This window comes from Enterobacter sp. HSTU-ASh6 (assembly GCF_026319105.1).
GTDB lineage: Bacteria > Pseudomonadota > Gammaproteobacteria > Enterobacterales > Enterobacteriaceae > Enterobacter > Enterobacter sichuanensis.
The window spans coordinates 176,719-191,920 of the sequence record NZ_WSPD01000002.1; the positions used below are offsets into that span (position 1 = coordinate 176,719).

The 15,202-nt window shown below is 52.2% G+C and carries 19 protein-coding genes; 6 read left to right on the forward strand and 13 right to left on the reverse strand.

Annotated features, from left to right (window positions below):
- The first annotated feature begins 76 nt into the window (after window positions 1–76).
- From GM298_RS03190 to GM298_RS03200, 3 genes are all read left to right on the forward strand, one after another.
- On the forward strand, window positions 77–316 hold the full coding sequence (locus tag GM298_RS03190; RefSeq protein WP_058680214.1) for a hypothetical protein: 240 nt from the start codon (window positions 77–79) through the stop codon (window positions 314–316).
- The gene (locus GM298_RS03195; protein ID WP_058680213.1) at window positions 316–636 is read left to right on the forward strand and encodes a hypothetical protein; all 321 of its coding nucleotides are present in this window, start codon (window positions 316–318) and stop codon (window positions 634–636) included. Before GM298_RS03190 ends, GM298_RS03195 begins: the two co-directional genes overlap by 1 nt.
- Window positions 637–1,168: 532 nt before the next feature.
- Window positions 1,169–1,846 carry a DUF2076 domain-containing protein gene (locus tag GM298_RS03200; protein WP_262766038.1) on the forward strand — a complete coding sequence of 226 codons (678 nt, stop codon included), beginning with the start codon at window positions 1,169–1,171 and terminating at the stop codon, window positions 1,844–1,846.
- A 118-nt stretch (window positions 1,847–1,964) separates the two neighbouring features.
- On the opposite strand, the gene GM298_RS03205 is transcribed toward GM298_RS03200, so the two are convergent.
- The 8 genes from GM298_RS03205 to GM298_RS03240 form a co-directional block, all read right to left on the reverse strand.
- Entirely contained in the window at window positions 1,965–2,204 is a 240-nt protein-coding gene (locus GM298_RS03205) for a hypothetical protein (protein WP_023325544.1), read from the reverse strand.
- Complete coding sequence (locus GM298_RS03210) at window positions 2,201–2,680, reverse strand: DUF2778 domain-containing protein (protein ID WP_047074080.1); 480 nt, start codon at window positions 2,678–2,680, stop codon at window positions 2,201–2,203. The genes GM298_RS03205 and GM298_RS03210 overlap by 4 nt, the downstream gene beginning before the upstream one ends.
- Window positions 2,677–3,168 carry an Hcp family type VI secretion system effector gene (locus tag GM298_RS03215; protein WP_008500392.1) on the reverse strand — a complete coding sequence of 164 codons (492 nt, stop codon included), beginning with the start codon at window positions 3,166–3,168 and terminating at the stop codon, window positions 2,677–2,679. The genes GM298_RS03210 and GM298_RS03215 overlap by 4 nt, the downstream gene beginning before the upstream one ends.
- Window positions 3,169–3,321: 153 nt before the next feature.
- Window positions 3,322–4,038 (reverse strand): ABC transporter ATP-binding protein, encoded by a 717-nt coding sequence (locus GM298_RS03220; protein ID WP_266153582.1) that lies wholly within the window; start codon window positions 4,036–4,038, stop codon window positions 3,322–3,324.
- Window positions 4,035–4,910, reverse strand: coding sequence for an ABC transporter ATP-binding protein (locus tag GM298_RS03225; RefSeq protein WP_025760169.1), 876 nt, complete (start codon window positions 4,908–4,910; stop codon window positions 4,035–4,037). Before GM298_RS03225 ends, GM298_RS03220 begins: the two co-directional genes overlap by 4 nt.
- Entirely contained in the window at window positions 4,907–6,181 is a 1,275-nt protein-coding gene (gene livM / locus GM298_RS03230) for a high-affinity branched-chain amino acid ABC transporter permease LivM (RefSeq protein ID WP_059385032.1), read from the reverse strand. Before livM ends, GM298_RS03225 begins: the two co-directional genes overlap by 4 nt.
- An 11-nt stretch (window positions 6,182–6,192) precedes the next feature.
- Complete coding sequence (locus GM298_RS03235; RefSeq protein WP_025760171.1) at window positions 6,193–7,107, reverse strand: ABC transporter permease subunit; 915 nt, start codon at window positions 7,105–7,107, stop codon at window positions 6,193–6,195.
- Between the two features lie 99 nt (window positions 7,108–7,206).
- Window positions 7,207–8,328 carry a branched-chain amino acid ABC transporter substrate-binding protein gene (locus tag GM298_RS03240; protein WP_023312277.1) on the reverse strand — a complete coding sequence of 374 codons (1,122 nt, stop codon included), beginning with the start codon at window positions 8,326–8,328 and terminating at the stop codon, window positions 7,207–7,209.
- A 425-nt stretch (window positions 8,329–8,753) separates the two neighbouring features.
- Between GM298_RS03240 and GM298_RS03245 the strand changes: the two genes are divergently transcribed.
- Window positions 8,754–9,422 (forward strand): YecA family protein, encoded by a 669-nt coding sequence (locus GM298_RS03245; RefSeq protein ID WP_266153584.1) that lies wholly within the window; start codon window positions 8,754–8,756, stop codon window positions 9,420–9,422.
- A 32-nt stretch (window positions 9,423–9,454) separates the two neighbouring features.
- Here GM298_RS03245 and tyrP read toward each other — a convergent pair whose 3' ends face one another.
- The 3 genes from tyrP to yecR form a co-directional block, all read right to left on the reverse strand.
- Entirely contained in the window at window positions 9,455–10,606 is a 1,152-nt protein-coding gene (gene tyrP, locus GM298_RS03250; RefSeq protein WP_323138411.1) for a tyrosine transporter TyrP, read from the reverse strand.
- Between the two features lie 238 nt (window positions 10,607–10,844).
- Entirely contained in the window at window positions 10,845–11,342 is a 498-nt protein-coding gene (gene ftnA / locus GM298_RS03255; RefSeq protein ID WP_025760175.1) for a non-heme ferritin, read from the reverse strand.
- Between the two features lie 202 nt (window positions 11,343–11,544).
- A complete protein-coding gene (gene yecR, locus GM298_RS03260; protein ID WP_045285646.1) occupies window positions 11,545–11,883 on the reverse strand; it encodes a YecR family lipoprotein in 339 nt (112 codons plus the stop codon).
- 225 nt (window positions 11,884–12,108) lie between these two features.
- Here yecR and azuC point away from each other — a divergent pair, with 225 nt between their 5' ends.
- The gene (gene azuC, locus GM298_RS03265; RefSeq protein ID WP_088244265.1) at window positions 12,109–12,192 is read left to right on the forward strand and encodes a stress response protein AzuC; all 84 of its coding nucleotides are present in this window, start codon (window positions 12,109–12,111) and stop codon (window positions 12,190–12,192) included.
- A gap of 97 nt (window positions 12,193–12,289) precedes the next feature.
- On the forward strand, window positions 12,290–12,541 hold the full coding sequence (locus tag GM298_RS03270; RefSeq protein WP_014832436.1) for a DUF2766 family protein: 252 nt from the start codon (window positions 12,290–12,292) through the stop codon (window positions 12,539–12,541).
- A gap of 40 nt (window positions 12,542–12,581) precedes the next feature.
- Here GM298_RS03270 and GM298_RS03275 read toward each other — a convergent pair whose 3' ends face one another.
- Together GM298_RS03275 and GM298_RS03280 are read right to left on the reverse strand one after the other, a co-directional pair.
- Window positions 12,582–13,925, reverse strand: a complete 1,344-nt coding sequence (locus tag GM298_RS03275; RefSeq protein WP_266153586.1) for an anaerobic C4-dicarboxylate transporter — start codon at window positions 13,923–13,925, stop codon at window positions 12,582–12,584.
- A gap of 156 nt (window positions 13,926–14,081) precedes the next feature.
- Window positions 14,082–14,585, reverse strand: coding sequence for a non-heme ferritin-like protein (locus GM298_RS03280; protein WP_266153587.1), 504 nt, complete (start codon window positions 14,583–14,585; stop codon window positions 14,082–14,084).
- Between the last annotated feature and the right edge of the window lie 617 nt (window positions 14,586–15,202).

Consider the following 15,202-nt stretch of genomic DNA (forward strand, 5'->3'; position numbering starts at 1 on the left):
TCCTGACTGACTTGATCTCTTGATATAAAAATACTACTGTATATGCATACAGTCAATGAGCAAGTGAGGGTGCTGTATGCCTCGCCAATATGATATTCACGCAGCTTTTTTAGCCTCTATAGAACAGAATCCAAAGGGTTACCTTTGTCTCAATACAAACAAATTCATCAATAAATTGCGCGAGAAGAACTGGCATTTCAGCCAGGCAGACGCTAACGCATGGATTGAGAGATACCAGCCAGATTTTGCTGATAAGACGACGGACGGCAGTGATAACCGTTACTGGATCTTGCGTAATATGGGGAGGGTATTCTGATGGGCTTTCCTTCACCAGCTATGGATTACCAGGAACAGCGGTTAACCATAGATCTGTTATGCGGAGTTGATGGGAACTGCAGGGTAATAGAAACGTCTTGCGGTTGGGCTGTCATTAACGTTGCCATGATGCCAGAGCAGGGAGATACGCTACTGGTAAGAATGGATAACAGAAACGAGTTTGCAAAGCTATATGGGGCGGCATTGATAACTGAAGATGGTGAAGCGATAGAAGGCGACGCGCTGGATGACGTGGAGGTTTTTGGCGTGCTAACGCATAGTCTTAACAGAGTAGGTAACGAAGATTGCCCAACCATTTAAGTTAGGGGTTTAACCCCCATTCTCCCTATACCCAATGTCGGTTCGCAGAACGAAAAAGTTTCGCCATTGTGAATTTTTGATATGCGTAAGCTGTTGATTCATTTGATCTAAAAATTATGAATTAATGGCGAAAAATAAACGTATGTATTTGATTATTATAGATAACACGCGTGATTTAAAATCCCTCGGCGTTCGCGCTGTGTGGGTTCAAGTCCCACTCCGGGTACCATGGGAATAAGCAGAATAATCAAAGCAATAAGCAGTGTCGTGAAACCACCGAAAGGTGGTTTTTTTGTGCCTCTGGCTTAGCGCGAAGTGATCATATCTCATCATCAACCCGATCCTGCTCTGCCCGAGAATTCGCTGCCATACCAGAATGTTAAGCCTAACTCTCTAATAACAAGCCCGGAAAGCAGGGCGATTTTCAGCTAACCTGCAACCAATCTTAAACAAACATTTCACTCGCCAGACACAGGTTGCCGCCGCTGATAAACTGGTTGGTATCCACCCCGGAGAGCGGAAGGTTATTGTCATGCAATATGAAGAACAGCAGCTTATCAACGGCCTTTTCGAGCGTCTTAAACAGGCCGGACAACAAAACAGCCAACGGGATGCAGATGCGGAGCGTCAGATCGCTGAATTCGTCAGACAGCAACCTGCGGCCCCCTACTATATGGCGCAGTCGATTTTGATTCAGGAAGCGGCGCTGAAACGTCTGCAGGCCCGAGTTCAGGAGCTTGAAAGCGAATTAGCCGCGCAAAAAAGCAAACCTTCGACGGGCGGCAGTTTCCTCGGCGGCCTGTTTGGTGGCGGAAAAAGTAACCCGCAGCCTGACAACAGCTGGAATGCCCAGCCGCAACAGCCGCCGGCGCAGGATTACTCTCGGGCGCCAGCGCCGGCTACTCGCGGCGGTGGTTTTATGGCTGGCGCGCTCCAGACAGCTGCTGGCGTGGCCGGTGGCATCGCGCTTGGCGAGATGCTTACCAGCATGTTCCATCAGTCGCGGCCGGAAGAGATCGTGAACATCATCGAAGAACCGACAATGCCCGTCGGTGGTGAACCGTTTGTCGGTAATCAATACGGCGACGTTAATAACGTCTCTGACACCCGTTTCCTCAATCAGAACGATCCGTTCGGCAGTAATAACGACGCCTGGCAGAACGACGATGTAGATGACGACTACAGCAATGACGACGACAGTTTTATTTAGCGACGTTATCGTGTCATCATCGAAATGAAGTTAACCCTGAAAGTTGGGTATCCAACTTTCAGGGTTTTGCTTTTCCGGGTCAAAAAAGCCTTCGAGGCTAAGCCTGAAGGCTCATAAATCACATTCTTTTTACTGCTTTTCTTACTAACAAACCTGTAAGAATTGCCGGAAGCAATCCAAACAAAGAGGCGATATCGACTAACGTATCCTCCAGTTCTTCTATCCCGTATGTCCCGAAATGGTCCATCACGGCATAAGCCCATTCGACAGGTATCAAAATAAAAAGCCAGCGCGTATATAAAAGAAAACTGATAAGGCCGATTGCAAGGCTGAAGGTGATTTCTATAAACGTCCTCATGTTACTGTTATTGTCCCGTAAGCTTTAAAGCTCGTGCAAGGTACCGGCATCATAGTTGTTTTCATAAGAGCTTCGTACAAGTAATCAAAGTCACTCAGATGAAGAAGGGTTATACAGCCTTCGCTTAACCCTCTTGGTCCTATCGGATGGAGGCGGAAATGGCCACGCCGGACACCTTCAACAAATACTTGATCATCTATCTGCCAGTCATCTTTGTATAAGGCAAACCATTTTGAGCGATCGGTGCCATAAATATTTTTCAGGGCAAAATCACTTAGTCCTCCGAGCCTGCCTCCGCTCTGTCGGTTCACGATGAAGTAACGTCCTGGCGGGATAGGTCCGATTTCTGGTTTGCTTGCCATAGTCGGATTGTTTCTGCCATAGAGTTGGCCTGAGAATGCCGGAAAGTTTCCTATACCCGGAACGGTAAGAATAGATGACGGTAAGCCATTCAATGCATAGCGAGCAATAATCATGCTGTAACCCGAATATTCCAGCCGTCAGTAAACTGGATATTCCCGTCGCAGTGCTTCCATGTGATTCTCTCATAACGCAGTTCTATCGCCTCAAGGTGATTGTGTTTTTCCATTGAGGGATTTTTTACGTTATGCATTACAGGCGTTATCCCTACGATTTTCACATTTTCTAAAAGCATGTTGAAATACTCAACTTCCTGCCCTGCATCGTTGATACGGTACCATTTGATTTCAGCTGACTTTAGGGTCTGGCCAGTTGCTACAGCCCGGTAAAGGTAAGGCGAGGATGAATCAAACTCTTTTTCGATTGTTAGTGGAGAGTGGACGCGGGTACCGGTTAGTTTCCCCGTATTGCCATCGGTTGGAATGTGTAAACCATGGCCAAACGATAAAACCTCAATGCTACCTTCACGGTGCTGAACATCTACAGAACCTGTAATATTCGCACCTCCGTCATCTTTGAGCCATAAATATGCGGGTATAGCCATTCTGAACGCTCCTTTTCAGTGAGTTTGACGTGATTGTCAAAGACTAATAAATCAACAAACTCAGGCCTTCTCAAGGCATTGCGTGCTATACATTTTGTGAATATCTCATTGTTATTTATATCAAAATATTTTTAAAGGCTTCTTTGTATCAAATCACACCCCACCCAGATACGCCTTCCTCACCTCCTGATTCCCCAACAGCTCCTCGCCGCTGCCGCTCAGACGGATCTGGCCGTTAACCATCACATACCCACGATCAGACAGCTTCAATGCATGGTGTGCATTCTGTTCCACCAGAAAAATGGTCATCCCGCTTTGGGCCAGCTCGCGCAGCGTCTGGAAAATCTGCTTCACGACAATGGGCGCTAAGCCCAGGCTGGGTTCATCCAGCAGCAGCAGTTTCGGACGGCTCATCAGCGCCCGGGCAATGGCTAACATCTGCTGTTCTCCGCCGGACATCGTCATCGCACGCTGTTTACGCCGCTCTTTAAGACGAGGGAAGAGGTCAAACATAGTTTGCATATCGTCAACCGCAAACTGGCTGCCGATGGGGATGGTACCCATCAGCAGATTCTCTTCCACGGTCATATCGGGAAAGACACGTCGCCCCTCAGGTGCCTGGGCAATGCCGCCGGAGGCGACGTAGTGGGCGGATTTATGGCTGATATCTTCACCACCGAACAGGATCTGCCCGCTGCGGATGCGGGGCTGGCCAAAGATGGACATCAGCAGTGTCGATTTTCCGGCGCCGTTTGCGCCAATCAGCGCCACGGTTTCCCCTTTATTTACCTCCAGGGAAACCTGTTTCAGCGCCTGAATGACGCCGTAAAAAACATCCACCTCGCGAAAGGCGAGCAGCGGTTCGCTCATAGGGTGACCTCGCTTTCATCCGTGCCCAGATAGGCGGCAATCACCTTTTCGTCATGCTGGATCTGCGCGGGTTTTCCCCTCGCAATTACATCGCCGTGATCGAGCACAATAATGTCGTCTGAAATCTCCATCACCATCCCCATATCATGCTCAATCAGTAAAACCGTGATGTCATGGCGATCCCGCAGAAAACGAATAATGCTGCTCAGCTTATGCGTTTCAACCGGGTTAAGCCCGGCGGCGGGTTCATCCAGGCAGATCATTTCCGGCCCGGTGCACATGGCGCGCGCAATTTCCAGACGGCGCTGCTGACCGTACGACATCTCTCCCGCCAGGCGATTGGCACACTCCACCAGATCCACCACCTCCAGCCAGTAGAAGGCCCTGTCCAGGGCGTCGTTTTCCGCCCGGCGGTAGGCGGGGGTATTTAAGATACCGGCAAGCAGATTGCGGTTTACGCGCATATGCTGTGCGACCAGCAGATTTTCGACGACTGACATCTCGCGAAAAAGGCGAATGTTTTGAAACGTGCGCGCGAGCCCTGCGCGGTTGACCAGGTGGGTTCCGCCAAACATTTTGTAGAAAAGACGCTGCCCGAACCGGGCAGGGTTAATCCAGTCGCCTGGCTGGAATTTCTGTCCGAGTACCTGAATGACGTTGGTCGTTTTACTGCGGGTATTAAATAAAATGTTGCCGCCTGAGGCTCTGTAGAAGCCCGTCAGGCAGTTAAACACGGTGGTTTTTCCCGCCCCGTTGGGCCCAATAAGGGCAGTTATCGATCCGCGCTGAACGTCCAGATTGACGTCGTTTAACGCCTTAATCCCCCCGAAGTGCATCATCAGATGTTCAACGCGTAATATCGTTTCGTTCATGGCGCGACGCCCTTACGCACGGTATACCCGCTGCGGTTAATGCGGATTAACCCGCGAGGACGCCAGATCATCATCACTACCATCAGCATGCCAAACAGCAGGACACGGTACTCAGCGAAACTGCGCAGCAGCTCTGGCGTCACCGTGAGCACAAAAGCGGCCAGCACTACGCCCAGCGTCGAGCCCATCCCGCCCAGCACGACGATGGCGAGGATCAGCGCGGATTCAAAAAACGTAAATGAGGTCGGATTCACGAACCCCTGGTAGGTGGCGAAGAACACCCCGGCAATGCCCGCGGTCGATGCGCCCAGCGTGAAGGCCGACAGCTTGACCAGCACATGATTCAGCCCCATTGAGCGGCAGGCAATTTCGTCTTCCCGCAGCGCTTCCCACGCCCGGCCGATCGGCATCCGCGTCAGGCGGTGCTTGATATAGAGCACCAGCATCACCACCAGAAACAGCACCGCGTAGATAAAGATAAACTTCATATTCGGGTTGTAGGTCAGGTGGAAAAACTCGTGGAAGGGCACGCCCCCTTCTTTTGCCCGCCGACCAAATTCCAGACCAAAGAAGGTGGGGGGAGGGGCCGATACGCCGTTGGGCCCACCGGTGAACGTCAGCCAGTTGTTCAGTATCAGGCGGATGATCTCCCCGAAACCAAGGGTGACGATGGCCAGATAATCCCCGTGCATGCGCAGCACCGGGAAACCGAGCAGGGCGCCAGCGGCGGCGGCCATGATTGCCGCCAGCGGCAGCATGCTCCAGAAGCCTAAGCCGAGATACTGGTACCCCAGCGCCAGACCGTACGCCCCAATTGCATAGAACGCGACATATCCCAGGTCCAGCAGACCGGCCAGACCCACGACGATGTTCAGCCCCAGACCGAGAAGAACGTAGATCAGCCCGAGGATGGCGACGGTCAGCACATATTTGGTGGCGACAAACGGGAAGCAAATCGCAAGGGTAATGACCAGGGGAATAATCCAGCGCAGGCGGCTTTTGTACTCTGGCGGCCGGACATACACCCCCGCGCTGTCGGCCTCGAAGCGAGACTGGAAACGGGTACCGGCAGGGGTAGCTAAAAACGCGCTTAACAGAAAACGCCCCAGCATCACGATGCCGACCATCCAGGCCAGACGCTGCCCGTCGAAGTTAAAGCTATATCCGTCCAGCACCACGCCCGCAATGGGACCGAAGATAATCAGCGCAATCAGCCCGGAAAAAATTGCGTCCAGAATGCAGCGTTTAAGAGAAAAAGCGTGCGATTCCATTTTATTCTCCCTCACACTTTGGCCACAATCGGGCGGCCAAGCAGCCCCTGGGGACGGAAAATCAGGATCATCACCAGCAGCCCAAACGAGAACACATCCTTATAGTCCGAGTTCACCATGCCGGAGAACTGCGCTTCCGCCACGCCGAGGATCAGACCGCCGAGCATCGCGCCGGGCAGGGAACCGATGCCGCCCAGTACCGCCGCCGTAAAGGCTTTAATGCCAATCACAAACCCGACGTAGAAATCAAAGGTGCCGTAATTCATGGTGATCAGCACGCCTGCCAGGCCAGCCATCGCCGCGCCGATAACAAAGACCAGCGAAATGATCCGGTCGGTATTAATGCCCAGAATGGAGGCCATTTTACGATCCTGCTGCACTGCCCGGCACATTCGCCCCAGCCGGGTATGGTTGATTATCCAGGTGAGCACCAGCATGCCGGTAAACGAGGCGAGCAGAATAAATACCTTGGTGTAGGTTATCTGAACGAACCCATCGCCCAGATGCAGACGAATAACGCCGTCCAGCATGGTAGGAACCCCTTGCTGGCGCGGGCCCTGGCTTAGCTGGGCGTAGTTTTGCAGGATAAGCGACATCCCGATGGCGGAGATCAGCGGGGCCAGGCGCGTGGAGTTACGTAGCGGCTTATAGGCAATGCGCTCGATAGTCCAGCCGTAAACCCCGGTGACCACAATGGTGAACACCAGCGTCCCGAGGATCAGCAGCGGGAACGACTGCAGGCCAAAGAAGGAGAGCAGCGCCAGGCCAATGGCGCAAAGATAGGCGGAAATCATATACACTTCGCCGTGGGCGAAGTTAATCATGCCGATAATGCCGTACACCATGGTGTAACCGATGGCGATTAAGCCGTAGACGGAACCCAGCGTTAAGCCATTGATCAACTGTTGCAGGAAGAATGTACTCATTTTAGCGCGCTCGTTTTATAGGCTGCGCGTGCCGCGCAGCCTGATGTTTATTACGCGCCGGCAGGCGTGCCCGCCGGCGTTGAGCGTGACTCCGTCCCGTTACTGCACTTCCTTATATTTTCCTTTGTCGTCCCACTGGTAAACCACATAGTCAGAGACCTTCAGGTCGCCTTTGCTGTCCCAGGCTTTTTTGCCCATCACCGTGTCGACGGAATTGGCTTTCAGCCACTCGCTGGCTTTCGCAGAGTCTTTGCCGCCGGTGGCCTTGAAGGCCGCCGCTATCGCCTGTACGGAGGCATAAGAGTAAAGGGTGTAACCTTCCGGCTCGAATTTACCGGCGCGGAATTTCTCGATAACCGCTTTACCGTCCGGGATCAGGCGCGGATCTTTCCCGAAAGTCATGTAAATGCCATTGGTGTACTGCGGGCCACCCGCCGCGGTGACCATCTCTTCGTTGACAATACAGTCCCCGGAGAAGAATTTGGCCTGTACGCCCTGTTCACGCATCTGGCGAACCAGCGGGCCGGCTTCCGGGTGACAGCCCCCGAAGAACACCACATCCGGTTTCTGCGCGCCAATCTTGGTCACCAGCGCGTTAAAGTCTTTCTCACCGCGCGAAAGCCCCTCGTACATCACATCCTGAACCCCGCGTTTCGCCAGCGCCGCTTTGGTGGCGTCTGCCAGACCTTGTCCGTAGGTGTCTTTATCGTGAATGATCACCACCCGTTTCGCTTTCAGCTTGTCGATGATGAAGTCGCTGGCTACCTGACCCTGCTGGTCATCGCGGCCGCACATGCGGAACATGTCGCTCATGCCGCGTTCGGTAATCAACGGGTTAGTCGAGCCCGGGGTGATGGCGATGATCCCCGCATCGCTGTAAACCTCGGAGGCGGGCATCGTGGAGGAGGAGCAGAAATGGCCGACCACGGCGTTGACTTTATCCTGGTCAACTAAACGGTTGGCGACGGCCACGGCCTGCTTAGGCTCGCAGGCGTCATCTCCCTGAACCAGTTTGATCTTCTCACCGTTGATACCGCCTGCGGCGTTAATGTCTTCAGCGGCCTGCGTTGCGCCGTGCCAGTACTGATCGCCGTAGGTGGCATTGGGGCCCGTGAACGGCCCGGCCACGCCAATCACGATATCTGCCCTGGCGGAAAACGCCGTCACCAGGCAACCGGCCAACACGAGAGAAAGCGGAGTTCTGATAAATTTCAGCGACATTATTATGTTCCTTAGCAAAGAGGTTTTTGCACCACGGCGTAAACCCGAACGCCCGACGGCGCAGCCAATCCAAAACACGAGCAAGAACAAAATGCACTAAACGAACGAGATACAGACGGCATCCTGCAGAGTACGGCGAGGTTTCCCTGCGCAGCATCGCGCGAAGAACACTAAGCAAAAACGTTGCCAGAATGGTTAACCCATTGACGGGCTTGTGACATGTTTGAGTATAGAGCGCCGCGTTATGCCGCCTTGCGGGACGAGAAGAAATTACAGCGGAGATCACATATCGTTAACAATAAAGCCCATAAGTTGTGCAAAGGTCACGATTTGCACGTTTTTGCGGCAATAAAGACCTAAACTTCAGCCCGGAGAGGCGTGAGAGATGTGTTAGGATCGTTTTCTTTTTATCAGGAGTGTCAGCGATGACGGAAGGCCCATTAAATGAAAGCGAAATGGCGTGGCTTGAAGAGACATTAATGTCTTACGGTCATGATGATGCGTCCGTACTTGACGTGTCTGAACTGGACGGCATGCTTACCGCAGTGCTTTCCGGTCCTGTTGTCGTTGAGCCAGATACCTGGCTGGTGGCGGTATGGGGTGGCGAGAAGTACATTCCGCGCTGGAAAAACGACCGCGAGATGAACCGTTTTGTCGATCTTTGCTTTAAGCATATGAACGATATTGCCGAGCGCCTGAGCGAATATCCGGACCAGTTCGAACCGATGTTTGGCTATAACGACGTTGACGGTGAGACCTATACCGTGGTGGAAGAGTGGTGCTACGGCTACATGCGCGGCGTAGCGCTGACGGACTGGTCAGCCTTGCCGGACGAGTTAAAGGCCGATCTGGATGTGATTGCGCTGCACGGTAGCGAAGAGATCGGCGGCCAGCTTGATGAGCTGACCGAAGAAGAATATGCAGCCAGCATTGAACGTATCCAGCCTGCGGCGCTGCGCTTGTATAACTACTGGGTGAACAACCCGCAGCAGCCGGAAGTGAAGAAGCCGATGGTAAATGGCACGAAGGTGGGGCGTAACGATCCGTGTCCTTGCGGCAGCGGGAAGAAGTTTAAGAGCTGCTGTCTGCACTGACAAAAAAGGGGCTAATGATAGCCCCTTTATCGTTAACCCACTTCCGGCAGCATTCCCGCTGCAATCAATACCTGCACCAGAATAATGACCACCCCACAGCCAAACACAACGCATAGCAGCGGTTTCCCTCCAGCCACGCGGTATCCCTGTTGAGGATGCTGCTGGCGACTCTTCCACGCCAGCAGGGAAGGGAGGATCAGGGCCAGAACCGACAGTGCCACCCCCGCGTACCCTAGCGCCATCACAAACCCACGAGGATAGAAGAGGGCGAAGGCCAGCGGCGGCAGGAAGGTGATTGCCCCGGTCTGTAAGCGTCCGGCAGCGGTATTGCGGCGCTGGAACAGGTCAGCCAGGTAGTCGAACAGGCCGAGCGCCACGCCGAGGAACGAGGTCGCCAGCGCCAGGTCGGCAAACAGATGCACCGCCAGCTCAACGTGCGGGGAGGTGACGACCTCCCGCAGCGCCAGCAGAAAGCCGTTCAGACCCGCATGCTGTGCCATCAGCCCAATAAAGGTTGAAGAGTCAATGCTGCCCAGCGTAACCAGTTGCCAGAAAATGTAGGCAATAAGCGGGATCGCGCTGCCAATCACAAAGACGCGGCGGAGCTTGCGAATATCGCCGTTCATATAGCTGACAATGCTTGGCACGCTGCCGTGGAAGCCAAACGAGGTGAAAATCACCGGGATCGCGGAAAGCGCCAGCCCTTTTTCCAGCGGCAGCGTCAGCAGATTGACCTTATGAACATGCGGTGCCAGCAGGGCCAGCATGACAACCAGAAACAGAATTTTGGCGCTGAACAGGAAACGGTTAAACAGATCAACCAGCGATGTCCCTACGCAGACCACGCCGCCGCCGATGAGGGCAAAGAAGATAGCCCCCGTCGCCGGGGTAATGTCAGAGCCGAACCCGTCGTTAACGCTGGACGCGATCAATTCCCCGGCACCGCTGATGTAGGCGGCGGTCAGGGCGTACATCAGGAACATCATGCTAAAGCCGGTTATCCACTGGCCGTAACGTCCCAGGTAGCGCGACGCCAGAGAACCCAGGCCGGTATCGGCGGGCACGTGCTGGTAAACCTCAAGCAGCAGCAGGGCGGTGTAACACATTAACGCCCACAGGGTGCCCAGCAGCAGCAGGGTCATGCCAAATCCCACGCCAGCGGCGGCCAGTGGCATGGCCAGCATTCCTGCGCCAATTGTCGTTCCGGCGACGATAAAAATACTTCCCAGGGTTCTGTTTTTCACGCTTTCCTCTACAACGACTCTTATTCGCGAATAAATCTGCGGCGCAGAGTAAGGCAAAAGCGGTAATTCGTCAAACCACCGTTACAAGGGGTGTAATGAAAGGTTTACGTATTGCGGTGTGATCAATTCGGGGGGAAGGTCAATAAACGCGGTGCCGGAAAACAGCACCGCGGTGATATTAATTTTGTGTATCGAGGGTGGAGAGTTCTTTATCAATAAAGTAGAGACCTTCGCCGGATTTACCCACCAGAGATAATTTATCCAGTACGGATTTAAACAGCTTCTCTTCTTCGTGCTGTTCTGCAACGTACCACTGCAGGAAATTAAAGGTTGGGTAATCCTGGCTGGTCATTGCCGCATGCACCAGTTCGTTAATTTTCTGCGTGATCAGCTGTTCATGTTCGTAGGTGGCGCGGAACAGTTCATCGAGAGAATTATATTCAGCAAAAGGGGACGTCACGCTTTCAATGCGTGGCAGGCTGCCTGTATCGGTCAGATAATCAAACAGACGCTGCATGTGGGTCATCTCTTCCTGCGCGTGACGACGCAGAAATGCGGCTGCGCCTTCGAAACTGTGGTAGCTGCACCAGGCGCTCATCTGCTGGTAGAGCAGGGACGAAAACAGCTCAAGGTTCATTTGTGCGTTGAGCTTGTCGATCATTTCAGTTTTCAGCATGGTGGCGCTCCGGGTTATTATTTCTGGTTCACAGTGAGCGACACTATAATTTGTTATTTAATTATTTGCAAAACGTAAAATTATTATTTCTTTATTCAAAATACGAATGGGAATAAAACGCATTGACGATTTTGATATTTATTAATGAGAGTTATTTTTGTTCATAATAAAATAAGTTGCCAGCAGACGCTGGCAACGCTGATTAATACCAGGGATTGTTTGACTGAGGGTTAACGGCATAACCCATACATTTATACTGGATTGTCACGCTCTCATTCAGACACAACGAGCCGCTGATGAGGGTGCAGGTTTTGATGGGCTGACCATAGGCTGAGGCGGTGGCATACCCCATGCGCTGACACGCTTTCGCCGCCGTACCGTTATTCACATACTCATCAGAATACGCATTTTGCAGTGCTGCCTGGCCGTAGTCGAGGCGGACGATGCCGTTTGGTGCGTCGAGGCTACTGACTTCAGCCTGGCGGGGGACCGTACACCCCACGAGCAGCAGGATTGCACCAGCTACAATGACTCTTTTCATGGTTCGCTCTGAGTGGATGGAAATACGTTATCGTACCCGCAGATGTCAGCTGCAATGGCTGGAATAGCCGGACAATCTGCCCTCTCTCTTTGCAACGGGTCAGGGATGAATGCATAGGCGCACAAAATCGTGATGCAAATCACAAAAACATTGATTTTTGTGATGATGGTCATATTATAAGCACATTGACAATAAAGTTGTATAACAAGTTAATGGAGCATCATCGTGAAACTGCGCAAAATCCTGAAAAGCATGTGGACCAATTACTGCCGCACGTTTAAAGACGTGCCGCCGGGTGCCATGTTCTGATAAAAAAACCTGCTTCGGCAGGTTTTTTTATCTCTGCGGGAGATGAAAGGGGCCACGTTTTGTTACTATGGCGGCCTTTCAATAAGGAGAAAACCCCATGTCTCAAAACCTGAGCGCCGATCAGGAACTGGTGTCTGACGTTGTCGCGTGCCAGCTGGTTATTAAACAAATCCTCGATGTTCTGGACGTGATTGCGCCGGTTGAAGTGCGCGAGAAGATGTCAACGCAGCTGAAAAATATCGATTTCACCAGCCATCCTGCTGCCGCTGATCCGGTTACGCTTCGGGCGATCCAGAAAGCCATCGCGCTGATTGAACTGCGATTCACGCCGCAGGGTGAGTCTCACTAAAGCGGAAAGGGGCGACGGAACCTGTCGCCCGTTGATACCGTTAAAAGAAGGTCTGAACCAGCAGGTAGCTCGCCGCACACGCGCAGCTAACCCCAATCAGCCCTGGCAGAATAAAGCTGTGGTTGATGATAAATTTACCGATACGGGTGGTGCCTGACCGGTCAAAACCGATGCAGGCCAAATCGCTTGGATAGGTCGGCAGGACGAAATAGCCGTATGAGGCCGGGAAGAAGGCGATCAGCATCTTCGGATCGATACCCAGCATCAGACCCATAGGTGCCACCGCCGTCAGCGCCGCCGCCTGGCTGTTCACCAGTTTTGACACCAGAAACAGCACAATGGCATAGGTCCATGGGTGGCTTTTCACCACCCCTTCCAGCGCCAGTTTTAACTCGTCGAGATGTGCCTGGAAAAAGGTATCACTCATCCACGCCACGCCGAACACCGAAAAGATCGCGACCATACCCGCCTTGAACACCGCGCCGTTAGATATGGCAGCGGCATTGACTTTGCAGGCCATCAGCATCACCGCGCCTGCAATAAGCATCATCATCTGGATGACCAGGTTCATCGACAGCGCAGTCATTTTACCTTTCAGTTCAAAGGCGGGGCGTAATTCAGGGAATGCCCCCAGCAAAACGACCACGGCAATACCGGCAAAGAAAATCCATGTCGACCAGTAGGCTTGTTTGGGGAAACGTTGATTCAGTAACGTCTCCGTTCCGCCATAGATAAACTCGCGCTGCTTTGGATCCTTCAGTTTTTCCTGAAACTCCGCGTCATCAGCCAGCTCTTTCCCGCGGCGTAAACTCCACAGGGCCGCAATGGCCACGCCGAACAGTGACGCGGGAACCGACACGGCGAGGATCTCCAGGATGCCCCACGCGTGGCCGAGCCCATGCTGCGCTGCCAGGATGGAGACCAGCGACACCACGGCAACGGAAACGGGGGAGGCCGTAATCGCCATCTGTGAGGCGACCGATGCCACGGCCATTGGGCGCTCCGGGCGGATCCCTTTTTTCAGGGCGATATCCGCGATAATGGGGAACATGGTGTATACCACGTGCCCGGTACCGCACAGAAAGGTCAGCATCCAGGTGGTAAACGGGGCGAGGAGGGTGATGTGTTGCGGGTGTTTGCGCAGCAAACGTTCAGCAAACTGCATCATAACGTTGAGGCCGCCCGCCGTCTGCAGGGTGGCCGCGCAACCAATCACCGCAAGAATGGTTAGCATGACGTCAACCGGTGGCTTACCCGGCTGCAGACCAAAGACAAAACATAAAATGAACAGACCAATACCGCTTATTAACCCCAGCCCCATCCCGCCGTAACGTGTACCTGTCAGCAGGCAGAGGAGAATGACAACAAACTCAATGGTGATCATACTGCTCCCTCGTCAATGATTATGTAACTAAATAAATCATTACACGTTGTGTGGTTAATCATTGAGAGCGAGATCTGATTTGTTAAATTTCAGCAAAAAGAGGAGGTTGGGGATAAGAAGGGGAACCTGCCCCCGGACGGGAGCAGGTTAAAAGACTCAGTGATGCTGCACCGCCACAATATCGAGCAGATGACGGTCGGTTTGCTCGGGGCATAACCCTGCCTGCTGCGCGTTATGGATCTCATCCGCCAGCGTCTTCAGCAGCATGCCATCCTGCTGCTGCTCTTTGTCCATATCGTGTAAGAATTTAAGCGTAGTAATGTCCTGCTGGGCTTTGGCTTCATCGGCCAGCTTGCTGAGCGTACTACAGCGCTGTTCATACTCGTCGAGCGTTTTCTGAAACAGTTCTTCCAGACAAGAGTAATTTTCGTTGATCCCATCAAGAGCTTTCACAACAGGATTTGCCCCTGCGGCTTTCAGGTAGTTAAAAACACGCATCATGTGCGTGACGTTACTTTGCGCCTGAGAGCGAAAGAATGTGGCAGAGCCCGTGAGACTGTTCTCGGCACACCATGCACTCAGGTGCAGGTGAAGATTAGAGGCATAGAACTCAAGGTTCATCTGCGCGTTAAGTTTTTGCATCATCGTTTGGGTAGCCATACTCATATCCTTATTGACTGTGGGACGTGATGTCCGTTGCTTAACCTGTGTGCCAGGCAAATACGAAGAAAAAAACAGAAATAGTCTTTCTGCAGTGACTAAAGTCGACCGAATTCACTTCCTGTGTTCGATATAAATAAGCATACCCTTGTCTTTGGTCTAAGAAAACTCTTAATTAGGCTGTGTTTACCATACATTACAAAGTTTAATATAGTACAGAAAGTCAATTAGCTCGCCATGAAATAACGTATAGTTAACCTTCTGATAATAATTGTTTTTTGCTCATGTTATGCATTGTTACTCTTCCGAAAATAATTAACTGGAATAATGCTCGGTGAAAAATACAAATACAGCTTAATTATTTTTAATTTATGCTGGCGGCGTAAAATTGAGTTAAATCAAATTTTGCAGAATAACGGTATCTCAGCTTCTCAGTTCTTCATGATCTTAAACCAGTTACCCGTTCGTTAACACGCCATGCGATTTTGCCTCCTAAAGGGCATCAGGGATTTCTTAGCTAATCTTATGGATAATCCTGCTTAACCCTTATTCATTTGTCAGACAAATATGCCCTTTTTTATGTCATTTTTCGCTGAATTTATGTACGCAATTACTGT